The sequence below is a fragment of the Cellulomonas sp. P22 genome (genome assembly GCF_044392165.1).
The window spans coordinates 327,185-340,126 of record NZ_JBISBW010000007.1 but is presented as its reverse complement, the minus strand read 5'-3'; the positions used below and the strand labels follow the sequence as shown (position 1 = coordinate 340,126).

The window sequence follows — 12,942 nt, the reverse complement described above, 5'->3', positions numbered from 1 at the left end:
CGTCGAAACGCTTCCATCCGCGTCTCACCTGCGTCTAATGTCACACCTGTCAGCGAACAGGCAAACCCTCCGCGAGGAGGGGACGCAAAGCCACGGGACCCACGGGGTCAGCCGGGCTACCGAAAGACAGGACACGACATGGACCAGCGCGGCAGCCTCGGGCCCTCGGAGCCGACCGATACCGATATCGCCCCTCTCGAGCGCTCCCACGAGCTCGGCGCCTCCGCCGCCCGCCTCCAGGCCTGGGCGCGCATCGCCGCCTCCCGCGCGGTGCGCCACGACCTCGTCCCGGCCCAGCGGGACTACGCCGCGATCGCCTGACGCGACCCCGGCGTCGACCCGCCGGAGGCATATGTCCTGGTTCGGGGGGACATGGGTGGTGTGCGGCTCTAGCATCGAGGTGTCAGACCTGCTCCGGAGGCCGCGTCACAGGGCCGATGGACGGCCACGCGGACCTCGGGAGCGGACATGTGGGACAGCTGGTGGGACTTCGTCTGGGTAGCCGTCTGGGCCTTCTTGTTCATCGTCTATCTGATCATCTTGTTCCAGATCCTCTCGGACCTGTTCCGCGACCGGAAGCTCAGCGGGTGGTGGAAGGCGCTGTGGGTCATCGGGCTGGTGATCTTCCCGTTCCTGACGGCGCTGCTGTACATCATCTTCCGGGGCACGGGGATGGCTCACCGGCAGGCCGAGGCGGTTGAGCAGGCGCAGACCGAGGCTGACCAGTACATCCGGCAGGTCGCGGGACGGTCGCCCGCGCAGGAGATCCAGCACGCCAAGGAGCTGCACGACGCGGGCGTCATCAGCGACGCCGAGCTCGCGCAGATCAAGGCCAAGGCGCTCGGCTGACCTGACCGGTGGGGCTAGAGCTCGTGGGTGCGCTGCAGGTAGCGCATCGCGGCCCACCCGAACGGGATGCGCAGCCAGTAGGTGACCACGCGGAAGAGCAGTGCGACCGAGGCTGCGACACCGGGGTTCACGGCCGTCGACAGCAGGAAGATCAGGCTCGCCTCGACGGTGCCGATGCCGCCCGGGGTGGGGACGAGCGAGCCTGCGGTGTTGCCCGCGAGGTAGATGAGCGCGACCTGGACCAGGCTCAGGTGCTGCCCGAAGGCCAGCAGGCACGCCTCGAACGCGAACACGTAGCCCATGGTCATGAGCACGTTGCCCGCGATCGCGAGCGCGAGCCGCTTGGGCTCCCCGACGACCTCGATGAGCCGGGGCCACGTCTGGCGCAGCGTCGGCAGGGTCTTGCGCAGCACCCACTGGCGCACCTGCGGGACGAGCAGCAGCGCCGCGATGGTCGCCGCCACGGCGCCGATCACGATGAGTGTCGTCGGGGTGACGGTGAACCGGGTCGCCTGGTTCGAGCCCGACGCGATCGTCAGGACCACCAGGATCAGGATCGTCACGACGAACTGCGAGACCTGCACGAGCGCGACGGTCGCGACGGCGAGCGAGGTCGCCACCCCCCGCCGGGTCAGCATGCGCAGGTTGAGCGCCGCCGGCCCCAGGCCCGCAGGCGCGGCCAGTGCCACGAACGTCGCGGCCGTCTGGGTGAGGGTGGCCCGCCACAGCGACAGCTTCACGGGTGAGTACGCGACGAAGGCGAGCGCCCCGCCGAACAGCGTCGACATGCCGAACAGGAAGCCGACCACGCTCCAGCGCCAGTCGCTGTCGGAGATCGCGTGGGTGATCTGCTCCACGTTGATGGTCGCGAGCACGACCACGATCGCGGCGACGGTCACGACGATGGACAGCACGGTGCGTGCACCGAAGCGCACGAGCTGCTCGGGCTCGACGTCCGCCTCGGGCAGGCGCTGCACGAGCGCCGAGCGCAGCTCGGTGAGCACCTCGGGGTGCTGGCGCATCTCGTCGCGGGTCTGGCGGGGGAGCGCGACGGTCTGCAGCAAGGGACCGGCCGCGGCGATGTCGTCGTCGGGCAGCACGGCGACCGCCGAGGCCATGGCCCGCTGCGCTCCCACCCGGAGCGCGAGCAGGGCGACCATCTGCATGACGTCGAGCCGCCGGGCGAGCTCGGACGAGGCGACGTCGCCGGTGGCCCACCCGACGATCCACACGACAGGCTGCCCGAGGAGCGAGTCGACGAGCACGGTGTCGCTCGTGAGCGCGCGGTGCGCGAGGCCGGCCTCGTGCGCGATGCGCAGCTGCTGCCAGATCGCCTGGAGCGTGGCGTCGGAGATCGACTCGGGCCCCAGGTCGGCGAGCGGCACCGCGGCGCCGGGGTGCTCCTTGACGAGCAGCATCGAGTCCTCGGCCTCGGCGATGCGCAGCAGATGGGGCGTGCGGACCCCCGCGGAGCGCGCGGCGTAGGAGACCAGCGCTGTGCGCTCGGCGGCCTGGCGCAGCGACACGACCGAGCGTCCGTCGATGCCCCGCAGCCGCAGCGACCGCCACAGCCGCGACAGGGTGCCGATGACCTGCCGGTCGCCGTCGAGCACGATCACGTCGAGCCGCTGGTGGTCGGTGGTGCGCATCTCGTAGACGCGCGCGTCGGACGTGCGGTTGAGCGCGCGGGCCGTCGCGTCGATGTCGGGGTTCGCGGAGGGTGCGGGCGGCGCGGGGCGGCGCCGTCCGAACAGGCCGTGGTCGGCGGCGTCCGCATCGGCGTCGCCGCCGGGGACCCGCACCAGGCGCACCGGGTCGAAACCCGCGCGGCGGATCCCCGCGATCAGGCTCGCACCGTACGCACGCTCGGACTGCACCCCCGTGAGGTAGCGGACCCCGAGGCCCCCGATGCGCCCGACGAGCAGCGCGACAGCCAGGCCCGGCAGCGACACCTGGCCGGTGATGAGCACCACGCCGATCGCGATCCACAGCAGGTTCCACGACCACGCGACCGAGCGTCGGCGCGTGCGCGGCCCGCTCGCGCACAGCAGGCCGACCAGCAGTGCGACGTACCCGGGCACCGTGAGGGTCCACGTGTCCCCGAGACGCACCGACATCCCGGAGATGAGCGCCTTCGAGCCGAACGTCTCGAGCGCCCACTCGACGCCCGTGCACAGCATGAGGGCGGCGATGCCCGCGACGAGCGCCTCGAGCAGCTGGCGCCCCAGGCGCCGTAGGGCGAGCTCGGTGAGCACCGCCACGGGGACCACGATCGTGACGAGGCCCTCGAGCACCGCGACCGGCAGGAAGAGGATGCGGCGCAGCACCGTCGCGAAGCCCTGCACGTCCTCCGCGACGCCCGTGGTCGTGTTCTGCGCGTAGGTCGCGAGGATCAGCACGACGACGATCCCGAGCGCGCTCAGCACCACGTTCAGCAGGTCGGTCGGGTGGTGCACGCGGACGGTCGGGGTGTCCTGGATCTCGACGCCGTCGATCGTCTCGGTCAGGGGGGTGGCAGGGGCGCGAGGGTCGTCCGGGCTCTGGGTGCGGCTGGCGCCGGCAGTGGTGCTCGGCGTGTCAGGCATACCGGCGAGTCTAGGGAGCGGTGCCCCTCGAGGCAGGGAGAACAGGCGGGGAGGTGGTCGTCGGGCACCGGATCAACCGGGCCAACAGGAGGAATCCCCGGTCTGCGCACTAGCGTGATCGGCAGGAGCGCCGCACCCGTGGGCAGCGAGGCCCGCCCGGCGCCCGGGGGAGGTCCCATGGCGGACGACGCCGTCTGGCTCGTGGCGCGGCGACGCGAGTGGTGGCTGCCGGTGCTGCGCGGGGTGCTGCTGGTGGTGCTCGGGTTCCTCATGCTCGTCGAGCCGCTCGCGACCGTCTCGACGCTCGTCTGGGTGTTCGGCGTCTTCGCCGTGGTCGACGGCCTGATCGCGCTCGGCCAGGGCTTCCTGCACCGCGGCACCCCCGGCGCGCCGCTGTGGATGGTGCAGGGTCTGGTGGGCGTCGCGTTCGGCGTCGTCATCGTGCTCTGGCCGGGGCCCACGGCGCTCGTGCTGTTCTACCTCCTCGCGATCTGGGTGCTCGTGCTCGGCGTGTTCAGTGTCATCGGTGCCGCCTCGATGTACCGGTCCCGTGACCAGGGATGGACGTGGGCGCTCGCGAGCGGGCTCGTCGCGGTGCTGTTCGGGCTGTTCCTGGTGCTGCGGCCGCAGGACACGGTCGAGGTGCTGGTGGTCGTCTTCGGCCTGTTCGCGTTCGTGCTGGGCGCGGTGCTGACCGTGTCCGGCTTCGCGCTGCGTGAGCGCCAGACCGGGTGAACGCCAGACCGGGGAGTGAACGGCGCGCGGTGCTGGGCGCTCGCGACTCGGGTCAGCTCAGGCCGAGCGACGTGCGCAGCTCGGCGGGCAGCAGCGCGTAGCCGACGAACGCGACCACGTCGAGCAGCGTGTGCGCGACCACGAGCGGCATGACGCGCCGCTTCCGGCGGTAGTACTCGGCGAAGACGACGCCCATCACGACGTTGCCGAAGAACGGGCCGATGCCCTGGTACAGGTGGTACGAGCCGCGCAGCACGGCGCTCGCGGCCACGATCGCTGCGGGGTGCCAGCGCAGGTCACGCAGCCGCTCGGACAGGTAGCCGACAGCGATGACCTCCTCGAGCAGCGCGTTCTGCAGCGCCGCGAGGACGAGCACGGGCACCGTCCACCACGCGGCGTCGAGGGCCGAGGCCTGGACCTCGACGGTGATGCCGATCGCCCGCCCCACCGCGTACAGCGCGAGGCCCGGGATCCCGATCAGCGCCGCGAGGCCCGCGCCGATGCCGAGGTCGCGCCACGGCCGGGTCACGTCGAGGCCGATGCGCCGCACCGCGCTGCGACCGTTGGCCGAGAGCAGGTACAGCGCGAGCGCGACGGGGACCAGCGCGAAGCCGATGCTGAGCAGCTGGTAGGTGAGGTCGAGGTAGGGGCGCGGCGAGCGGCTGGGGTTGAGCGTCGTGGACTGGTCGGACAGCGGCGGGCCGGCGGTGAGCCGCCCGGCGATGTTGACGAGCGCGTAGACGCCCGACCTGCCGAGCGAGAGGCCCAGCACGATCCAGATCTCGGTCGTCAGGCGGCGCCGGATCGCGCCCGCGCCGGGTGCCGGCGCAGTCCCCAGGGTGCTCACGCCCCGAGAGTAGACGGGCCCGGGGCGCCGGTGGGGGCTGTCGATCACGTGCCTCGCCGTCGGCTGCTCCACATGGCTCTCGCTGGCGGTGGAGGCTTCCTGGTCGGCGTCGGATCGAGCATGATCGCAGGCAGCCTCTCCACGCACGTGCGCAAACGCGTCGAGGACGCGGGCTGTGCAGCGTTCGAGCGTGACACCCGCACCCTGACCGACCCGCTGGGAGGAGCTCGATGACCGCACCGGTGATCCAGGTCGACGGGGTGACGCGCCGTTTCGGTGACGTCCTGGCCCTCGACGACGTGTCGCTCACCGTGCACGAGGGCGAGCTCGTGGGGCTGCTCGGTCCCAACGGCGCGGGCAAGACGACGCTGCTGAGCCTGGTCAGCGGGCTCCGGCGCCCCGATGCCGGGACCGTGCGGCTGTTCGGCCGCGACCCGCGCGACGCCGCCGCCCGGATCGGGCTCGGCACCACACCCCAGGAGACGGGCCTGCCGCCCTCGCTCAAGGTCGGCGAGGTGGTCGACTTCGTCGGACGGCACTACCCCGACCCGATGCCGCGCGACGAGCTGCTCGCCCGGTTCGGGCTCGAGGAGGTCACGCGTCGCCAGACCGGCGGCCTGTCCGGCGGCCAGCGGCGGCGCCTGGCTGTGGCCCTCGCCCTCGTCGGGCGGCCCCGGCTCGTGCTGCTCGACGAGCCCACCACCGGGCTGGACGTCGAGGCCCGGCACATCCTGTGGCGAGCGCTGCTCGACTACCACGCCGACGGCGCGACGGTCGTGCTCACGAGCCACTACCTCGAGGAGATCGAGGCCCTGGCCCGGCGCGTGGTCGTGGTCGGGTCCGGCCGGGTGCTCGTCGACGACACGCTCGAGGCCGTGCTCGACGTCGTCTCGGTGCGCCGCGTGCTGGTCTCCGTGCCGCACGCCGACGCCGCCCGGCTCGCCGCGCTGCCCGGCGTGGTCGGCGTCCGGCGCGACGGCGAGCGCTGGACCCTGCTGGCCGCCGACGCGGACCAGGTGGTGCGCGAGCTCGTGCGCACCGACGTGCCGTTCAGCGGGCTCGAGGTGCGGGGCGCCTCGCTGGAGGAGGCGTTCCTCGCGCTCACGGGCACCACGGCAGGGGCCGAGGAGCCGTCCGCCGCCGCCGAGCGCGAGGCCGCAGAGCGGGCCGCCGCCGAGCGACGGCGCTCCGAACGGCGCAGCGCCGAACGGCGCGTGACCGAGCGCCGCGTCTCCGTGCACCGCGACTCCGTGCACCGCGACGTCGCGTCTGAGCGCCGGGTCGACGGTGATCGCCGGGGCGCGGGGGAGCGGCGCGAGGACCCGACCGACGACGGCGACCCGCCCGACGACCCTCCCACCGAGGAGGCACCACGATGACGGTGCAGACGCTCCCGGCCGGACCTGGCCGATGGCTGGGCCTGGCGCTGCTGCACGCGCGCTACAGCTTCCTCGAGACCGTGCGGCTGCCCGTCGCCGTGATCGGCAACCTCATGTTCCCCGCCCTCGCGATGTTCTTCTTCGTGGTGCCGCAGCGGGCGATCGCGCAGGACCCCGTCGCGTCGACCGCGGCCGTGGCCCAGCTCGGCACGTTCGCGGTGATCTCGGCGTGCATGTTCTCGTTCGGCGCCGGTGTCGCGGAGGACCGTGCGCTGCCCTTCGACCCGTTCCTGCGGACCCTGCCCGCGGGCGCCGGGCCGCGCATGGCCGGGCGGGTGCTCAACGGGATCGTCTGGTGCTTCCTCGCGCTGGTGCCGCTCGTGGTGATCGCGGCGTTGTTCACCGCGGCCCGGGTGAGCGTGGGCCAGCTCATCGGCGGGCTGGCGATGGTGCCCGTCGTCGCGCTCGTGTTCCTGCTGCTCGGCCTGTCGATCGGCTACTCGCTGAGCGCCAAGTCGGCCATCGCGGTGGTCCAGGCTGTGCTGTTCCCGCTCGCGTTCGCCGGTGGGCTGTTCATGCCGCCCGAGATCTTCCCTCCGTGGCTCGAGACCGCCTCGCGGGTGCTGCCCACCCGTGCGGCCCGCGACCTGGTGGTCGAGGTCGTCACGGGCGCACCGGCCTACGCGCTGGCCCTGCCCGTGCTTGTGGCCTGGGGAGTCGTCTTCGCAGTCCTGGCCGTGACGGCCTACCGCCGCGACGAGGGCCGCCGCTTCCGCTGAGCCCGCAGGGGGTGCATGGTGTCGAGGTCCGACGTGCTCGTACGGAGCGCCGAGCGAGCCGACGTCGCGGCGATCTGCCAGTTCGGTGAGGCGCACATCCGTCCGCACTACACGCCACTGATCGGCGCACGAGCAGCCGACGCGCAGGTGCGCGCGTGGTGGAGCCAGGTGCAGATCGACGCGGCGGTGTCCGAAGGGCTGGTCGTGGTCGCCGAGGTCGACGGTCAGGTCGTGGGTGTCGGGCAACGGGGCCTGAGCGGCGCCGACCAGGTGATCTACAAGCTGTACGTGGACCCGCAGCGCCGTGGCCGGGGGGTGGGGCCTCGGCTCGTCGAGGCTCTGATCCAACAGCTGCCCTCGGGCAGCGTTCGGCTCTGCGTCGAGCACTTCGCGGCGAACGAGCGCGCCGGGTCGTTCTACGAGCGCGAGGGATTCACCACCGAGCGGGTCGAGCCGAACCCCACCGGCGACCGGGCGCTCGACGTGGTGTGGCGCGCCCGCGACCTCTGAGCCGGGGCCGGGAGACGCGCGCGACCCCCGCCGCTCGTGGAGCGACGGGGGTCGGGCTGCGTCAGTGGAAGCGGCGCAGCCGCAGGGAGTTGGACACGACGAGGACCGAGGAGAAGGCCATCGCCGCGCCGGCGATCATCGGGTTCAGCAGACCCAGTGCCGCGAGCGGGATGGCCGCGACGTTGTAGGCGAAGGCCCAGAACAGGTTCTGCTTGATGATGCGCAGGGTCGTGCGGGCGAGCCGGATGGCCTCGGGAGCGGAGCGCAGGTCGCCGCGCACCAGGGTCAGGTCGGCCGCCTCGATCGCGGCGTCCGTCCCGGTGCCCATCGCGAGCCCCAGGTCGGCCGTGGCGAGCGCCGCGGCGTCGTTCACGCCGTCGCCCACCATGGCCACGTGCGCCCCGAGGGCCTGCAGACGGCGGACCGTCTCGGCCTTCTCGGCGGGCAGCACCTCGGCGATCACGTCGTCGTCGGGGATGCCCACCGCCCGGGCCGCGACGCGTGCCGCACCCAGGTTGTCGCCCGTGAGCAGCACGGGTCGCAGCCCCAGGTCGCGCAGCTCGCGCACGGCCTGCGCCGACGTGGCCTTGACCGGGTCGCGCAGCACGAGCACGCCGCGGGCGGCGCCGTCCCACGCGACCATCACGGCGGTCGCCCCGTCGGCCTCGGCCGCGCGGAACGCCTCGTCGAGGTGGTCGGTGCGCACGTCCTCCTGGGCGAGCCACCGCGGGCGCCCCACGAGCACACGCCGGGCGAGCCCGACGCCGTCGTGAGCGACGCGCACGACGCCGACGACGCCGTGGCCGGCCTCGTTGCGGAAGTCGTGCACCTGGTCGGAGCCGATCACGACCCCGTCCTCACCGACCCCGGCGGGGACGCGGGCGCGGCGGGCAGCAGCGACCTCGTCCGCCGCGTTGGCGACGGCGCGGGCGATGGGGTGCTCCGAGAGCGCCTCGACGGCGCCCGCGAGACGCAGCACCTCGTCCGGTGCCTCGGCACCGGCCCCGTCGGGGACCAGCACGTCGACGAGCGACATGCGGCCCTCGGTGACGGTGCCGGTCTTGTCGAGCACGATGGTGTCGACCGCGCGGGTCTGCTCGAGCACCTGCGGGCCCCGGATGAGGATGCCCAGCTGGGCGCCGCGTCCCGTGCCGACCAGCAGGGCCGTGGGGGTCGCGAGGCCGAGCGCGCAGGGGCACGCGATGATGAGCACCGCGACGGCCGCGGTGAACGCCGCCTGCACGCCACCGCCGCTCACGAGCCAGGCCACGAGCGTCACGACGGCCAGCACCAGCACGATGGGCACGAAGACCGCGGAGATCCGGTCGGCGAGCCGCTGCACGGGCGCCTTGCCGGTCTGCGCGGCGGCCACGAGCCGACCGATCTGCGCGAGCTGGGTCTCCTCGCCCACGCGGGTGGCGCGCACGACGAGGTGGCCCGACGTGTTCATGGTCGCGCCGGTGACCTCGTCGCCAGGGCCTACGTCGACGGGCACGGGCTCGCCCGTGAGCAGCGAGGTGTCGACGGCGCTCGACCCGGAGACGACGATGCCGTCGGTCGCGATCTTCTCGCCGGGTCGCACGGCGAACTCGTCGCCGTGGCCCAACCGGTCGATCGGCACGCGCTGCTCGGTGCGGCGCCCGTCGGGCCCGGTCACGACGAGCGCGACGTCCTTCGCGCCGAGGTCGAGCAGGGCGCGCAGCGCGTCACCGGCCCGGCGCCGCGAACGGTGCTCCGCGTAGCGACCGGCCAGCAGGAACGTGGTGACCACGGCCGCGACCTCGAAGTACAGCTCGGGGGCCGTGGCCATGTGGTCGGACGAGGCTGCCGGCCACAGGCTCGGCGACATCGTCATGCCGAGACGTCCCGCGCCGCCGAGCAGCAGCGCCCACAGCGACCAGCCGGTCGCCGCGATGATGCCGATCGACACGAGGGTGTCCATCGTCGAGGCGCCGTGCCGGGCGGCGCGGGCGGCAGCGCGGTGGAACGGCCACGCGGCCCAGGTGGCGACGGGCAGCGCGAGGACGGCCACGACCCACTGCCAGCCCGTGAACTGCAGGGCCGGGATCATCGACAGCAGCAGCACGGGGACCGAGAGCACGGCGGCGACGCGCAGCCGTGAGAGCAGGTCGTGGCCGCGGTCGGCGGTCGGGGCGGACGTGTCCTCGTCGGGCTCCATGTCGTGCCCGGGGGCCATCGAGTGGCCCGAGAGGGCGTGCTCGACCGGGTCCATGCCCTCGTGCTCGCCGTGCTCGTGGTGGTCGCCCGGCGCCGCGGGGGCTGCGGGGGTGGGCGCGGCCGACCCGCGGCGACCCGTGACGCGCGCGTCGTAGCCGGCCTTGCGGACGGCCGCGAGCAGCGCCTCCTCGTCGGTCGGGTCGGCGAGCTCGACGTGCGCGGTCTCGAGCGCGAGGTTCACGGTCGCGCTCACGCCAGGCACCTGGTTGAGGCGCTTCTCGACGCGCGCGACGCACGACGCGCACGTCATCCCGGTCACGGCGAGGTCGATGGTGCCGACCGGGGCCCGCGGGGCGTCCACGTGCCCGGACCGGTCGTCGGGGCGGGGTCCGGTGCTCACAGCAGCGACCCCTTGGGGGTCAGCGCGTACCCGGCCTCCTCGACGGCTCCCCGCACCGCGTCATCGGCCAGCGGCTCGTCCGAGACGACCGTGACCTGCGACGTGCCGCCCTTGACGAGCTCGATGCTGACGTCCTTGACGCCGGGCAGCTCGGTCAGCTCGGTGGTGACGGCCTGGACGCAGTGGCCGCAGGTCATGCCGTCGACGCCGAACGTGGAGGTGAGGGTCTGGCTCATGGTGGTTCCTTCCAAGGGGCCGGCCGTCATCGGCCGGGGATGGGGTGGTGCGGGGCGGGGGCTGTGGTCGGTCAGCTGCGCACGAGGCGCGCGATGGCCTCGCTGGCCTCGCGGACCTTCGCGGCGCCGGCCTCGGGGGACTCGCGTGCGGCGTCGACCACGCAGTGGCCGAGGTGGTCCTCGACCAGGCCGATGCTCACTGCCTGCAGGGCCTTCGTCACGGCCGCGATCTGGGTGAGGACGTCGATGCAGTAGGTCTCGTCCTCGACCATGCGGGCGATGCCGCGGACCTGCCCCTCGATGCGGCGCAGGCGCTTGAGGTAGTCGTCCTTGTCCTGGATGTAGCCGTGCACGGGACCTCCGTGGCTGGTGCGGTGGGCGGCCGGGTGCCGTCCGTCACGTGCAACACGGTACCCCTGGGGGGTATTCCCGACCAGGACCTCGGTCCCGACGGACCTGGGTGGTGACCGGCGTGCGCACACCACCACAGACCACCCCAGTTCCGCCCACATCGGGGCGGCGTGTCCCCTGACAGCCGGCCCTGCCCGGCGGCATCATGACCAGGCACCCTGCACCCGATTTCCCTGCGAACGAGGCGGCATGGACGACGCGACGATCAGCCTGGTGATCCTGGCCGGCTCCGTCGCACTGTTCATCTGGAACCGGCTGCCCGTGGGCGTCGTCGCGATCCTCACCGCGCTGAGCCTCACCGCGACCGGGGTGCTCGACGTCAGCACCGCGCTCGGCGGGTTCGGCGAACCCGTCGTCATCTTCATCGCCACGCTGTTCGTGGTGAGCGAGGGGCTCGACTCGAGCGGCGTGACCGGTTGGGCCGGCCAGGTGCTCACCGAGAAGGCCGGTGCCCACCGGGTGCTGCTGCTCGGAGCGGTCATGCTGCTCGCCGCCGTGCTCAGCGCCCTCATCACTCCCAACGGTGCCGTCGCCGCGTTGCTTCCCGTGGTCGTCGCCGCCTCACGGAAGGCGGGCGAACCCCCCTCGCGCCTGCTCATCCCGCTCGCGTTCGCGGCGAGCGCGGGCGCGCTGCTCACCCTCAGCGGCAGCCCCGTCAACGTCATCGCCTCCGAGGCGGCCCTGGACCTCGGGACGCAGGGGTTCGGGTACTTCGAGTTCGCGGTGGTGGGCGTGCCGCTCGTGCTCGTCACGGTCGCTGTCGCGCTGCTCACGGGCCGACGGCTGCTGCCGCACCGCAGCTCGGACGCCCTGCCGCCCGACTTCAGCGCACACGTGAGCACGCTCGTCGAGCACTACTCGCTCGACGACGGCGTCCACCGGCTCGTCGTGGCCCCGGCCTCGGGGCTCGTCGGGCAGCGCTGGTCCACGGTCGCTCTGGCCGACCACCCCGGGCTCAGCCTCGTCGGCGTGCAGCGCGCGGGAGGCCAGCCGGGCGACGAGGCGGCGCTCGCGCCGGACGACGCGCTCGTCGTGGCCGGGCCACCCGAGCAGGTCGCGGGCTTCGCGAGCGTGCACGGGCTGGACGTCACGATCTCGCCGTTCCTGCGCGGGGCCCAGGTCGAGCTGCTCACGCACCAGACGGGCGTCGCCGAGATCGTCATCCCGCCGCGCTCGCGGCTCGTCGGCGAGGTCGTGTTCCCGGGCATGGTGCGCGAGGGCGGCCTGCTCATCCAGGCCGTGCGGCACCTCGGCAGAGACCGCGGGCCCCGGCCCACGACGCTCACCGAGGGCGACGCACTGCTCGTGCACGGCCCGTGGACCACGGTCCAGGGGCTCGCGGGTGACCGTGACGTGCTCGTGGTCGACTGCCCCGACGCCGTCCGACGCCAGGTCGGCCCGCTCGGACCGCCCGCCATGCGCGCGATCGGCGTGCTGGTCGGCATGGTCGCGCTGCTCGCCACGGGCATCGTGCCCCCGGCCGTCGCGGGGCTGATCGCCGCGACGGCGATGGTCGTGCTGCGGGTGGTGCACGCGCAGCAGGCCTACCGGGCGATCTCGTGGCAGACGGTCGTGCTCATCGGCGGCCTGATCCCGCTCTCGACGGCCATCCAGGTGAGCGGCGCGGCCGACCTCATCGCCGACCTCATCGTCGACGTGGTCGGCTCGTCGAGCCCCTACCTGCTCATGGTCGTGCTCTTCGGGCTCACCGCGGTGCTGGGGCAGGTCATCAGCAACACGGCGACCGTGCTGATCGTCGTTCCCGTCGCGCTGGCCGCTGCCGCCGAGACCGGGATCTCGCCGCTGCCGGTGCTCATGCTCGTGGCCGTCGCGGGTGCCGCGTCGTTCCTGACCCCCATCGCAACCCCCGCCAACATGATGGTCATGGGCCCCGGGGGCTACCGCTTCGGCGACTACTGGCGCATCGGGCTCGTGACGATGCTGGCGTGGCTCGCCGTCGCCCTGCTCGTGATCCCCACCGCGTGGCCGTTCGTACCCGCCTGACCGCAGCCGTGACCGCAGCGCCCAGCCCC

The 12,942-nt window shown here is 73.3% G+C and carries 11 protein-coding genes, 1 pseudogene and 1 riboswitch; of the genes and pseudogenes, 7 read left to right on the top strand and 5 right to left on the bottom strand.

Annotated elements, in window-relative coordinates:
• Window positions 1-49 precede the first annotated feature (49 nt).
• Window positions 50-124, top strand: a riboswitch (cyclic di-GMP riboswitch).
• A 14-nt stretch (window positions 125-138) separates the two neighbouring features.
• Complete coding sequence (locus ACGIF2_RS10530; RefSeq protein ID WP_396046298.1) at window positions 139-321, top strand: hypothetical protein; 183 nt, start codon at window positions 139-141, stop codon at window positions 319-321.
• 147 nt (window positions 322-468) lie between these two features.
• Window positions 469-849 carry a hypothetical protein gene (locus ACGIF2_RS10525; protein ID WP_396046296.1) on the top strand — a complete coding sequence of 127 codons (381 nt, stop codon included), beginning with the start codon at window positions 469-471 and terminating at the stop codon, window positions 847-849.
• 14 nt (window positions 850-863) lie between these two features.
• Here the strand turns inward: ACGIF2_RS10525 and ACGIF2_RS10520 are convergent, their stop codons facing one another.
• Window positions 864-3,434 (bottom strand): YbhN family protein, encoded by a 2,571-nt coding sequence (locus ACGIF2_RS10520; RefSeq protein ID WP_396046294.1) that lies wholly within the window; start codon window positions 3,432-3,434, stop codon window positions 864-866.
• A 177-nt stretch (window positions 3,435-3,611) separates the two neighbouring features.
• On the opposite strand from ACGIF2_RS10520, the gene ACGIF2_RS10515 reads away from it, so the two are divergent.
• Window positions 3,612-4,169 (top strand): HdeD family acid-resistance protein, encoded by a 558-nt coding sequence (locus ACGIF2_RS10515; protein ID WP_396046292.1) that lies wholly within the window; start codon window positions 3,612-3,614, stop codon window positions 4,167-4,169.
• Between the two features lie 52 nt (window positions 4,170-4,221).
• Here ACGIF2_RS10515 and ACGIF2_RS10510 read toward each other — a convergent pair whose 3' ends face one another.
• On the bottom strand, window positions 4,222-5,016 hold the full coding sequence (locus ACGIF2_RS10510; protein WP_396046290.1) for a CPBP family intramembrane glutamic endopeptidase: 795 nt from the start codon (window positions 5,014-5,016) through the stop codon (window positions 4,222-4,224).
• Window positions 5,017-5,246: 230 nt separating this feature from the next.
• Between ACGIF2_RS10510 and ACGIF2_RS10505 the strand changes: the two are divergent.
• The 3 genes and pseudogenes from ACGIF2_RS10505 to ACGIF2_RS10495 form a co-directional block, all read left to right on the top strand.
• Window positions 5,247-6,158 (top strand): annotated as a pseudogene (locus tag ACGIF2_RS10505) (ABC transporter ATP-binding protein); the annotation flags it as partial.
• 233 nt (window positions 6,159-6,391) lie between these two features.
• Window positions 6,392-7,174, top strand: a complete 783-nt coding sequence (locus ACGIF2_RS10500) for an ABC transporter permease (protein WP_396046288.1) — start codon at window positions 6,392-6,394, stop codon at window positions 7,172-7,174.
• A gap of 33 nt (window positions 7,175-7,207) precedes the next feature.
• Complete coding sequence (locus ACGIF2_RS10495; protein WP_396046286.1) at window positions 7,208-7,684, top strand: GNAT family N-acetyltransferase; 477 nt, start codon at window positions 7,208-7,210, stop codon at window positions 7,682-7,684.
• Between the two features lie 61 nt (window positions 7,685-7,745).
• Here ACGIF2_RS10495 and ACGIF2_RS10490 read toward each other — a convergent pair whose 3' ends face one another.
• The 3 genes from ACGIF2_RS10490 to ACGIF2_RS10480 form a co-directional block, all read right to left on the bottom strand.
• Window positions 7,746-10,262 carry a heavy metal translocating P-type ATPase gene (locus ACGIF2_RS10490; protein ID WP_396046284.1) on the bottom strand — a complete coding sequence of 839 codons (2,517 nt, stop codon included), beginning with the start codon at window positions 10,260-10,262 and terminating at the stop codon, window positions 7,746-7,748.
• Entirely contained in the window at window positions 10,259-10,498 is a 240-nt protein-coding gene (locus tag ACGIF2_RS10485) for a heavy-metal-associated domain-containing protein (protein WP_396046282.1), read from the bottom strand. Before ACGIF2_RS10485 ends, ACGIF2_RS10490 begins: the two co-directional genes overlap by 4 nt.
• Window positions 10,499-10,569: 71 nt before the next feature.
• Window positions 10,570-10,851, bottom strand: coding sequence for a metal-sensitive transcriptional regulator (locus ACGIF2_RS10480; RefSeq protein ID WP_396046280.1), 282 nt, complete (start codon window positions 10,849-10,851; stop codon window positions 10,570-10,572).
• Between the two features lie 247 nt (window positions 10,852-11,098).
• Here ACGIF2_RS10480 and ACGIF2_RS10475 point away from each other — a divergent pair, with 247 nt between their 5' ends.
• Window positions 11,099-12,913: an SLC13 family permease gene (locus ACGIF2_RS10475; protein ID WP_396046278.1), complete on the top strand. Its 1,815-nt coding sequence runs from the start codon at window positions 11,099-11,101 to the stop codon at window positions 12,911-12,913.
• Window positions 12,914-12,942 lie beyond the last annotated feature (29 nt).

Excerpts from the sequence above, each read along its gene's own strand:
- ACGIF2_RS10520 (WP_396046294.1), bottom strand. The coding sequence starts at position 3,434 with ATGCCTGACACGCCGAGCACCACTGCCGGCGCCAGCCGCACCCAGAGC.
- ACGIF2_RS10500 (WP_396046288.1), top strand. The coding sequence starts at position 6,392 with ATGACGGTGCAGACGCTCCCGGCCGGACCTGGCCGATGGCTGGGCCTG.
- ACGIF2_RS10485 (WP_396046282.1), bottom strand. The coding sequence starts at position 10,498 with ATGAGCCAGACCCTCACCTCCACGTTCGGCGTCGACGGCATGACCTGC.
- ACGIF2_RS10525 (WP_396046296.1), top strand. The coding sequence starts at position 469 with ATGTGGGACAGCTGGTGGGACTTCGTCTGGGTAGCCGTCTGGGCCTTC.
- ACGIF2_RS10475 (WP_396046278.1), top strand. The coding sequence starts at position 11,099 with ATGGACGACGCGACGATCAGCCTGGTGATCCTGGCCGGCTCCGTCGCA.
- ACGIF2_RS10530 (WP_396046298.1), top strand. The coding sequence starts at position 139 with ATGGACCAGCGCGGCAGCCTCGGGCCCTCGGAGCCGACCGATACCGAT.
- ACGIF2_RS10515 (WP_396046292.1), top strand. The coding sequence starts at position 3,612 with ATGGCGGACGACGCCGTCTGGCTCGTGGCGCGGCGACGCGAGTGGTGG.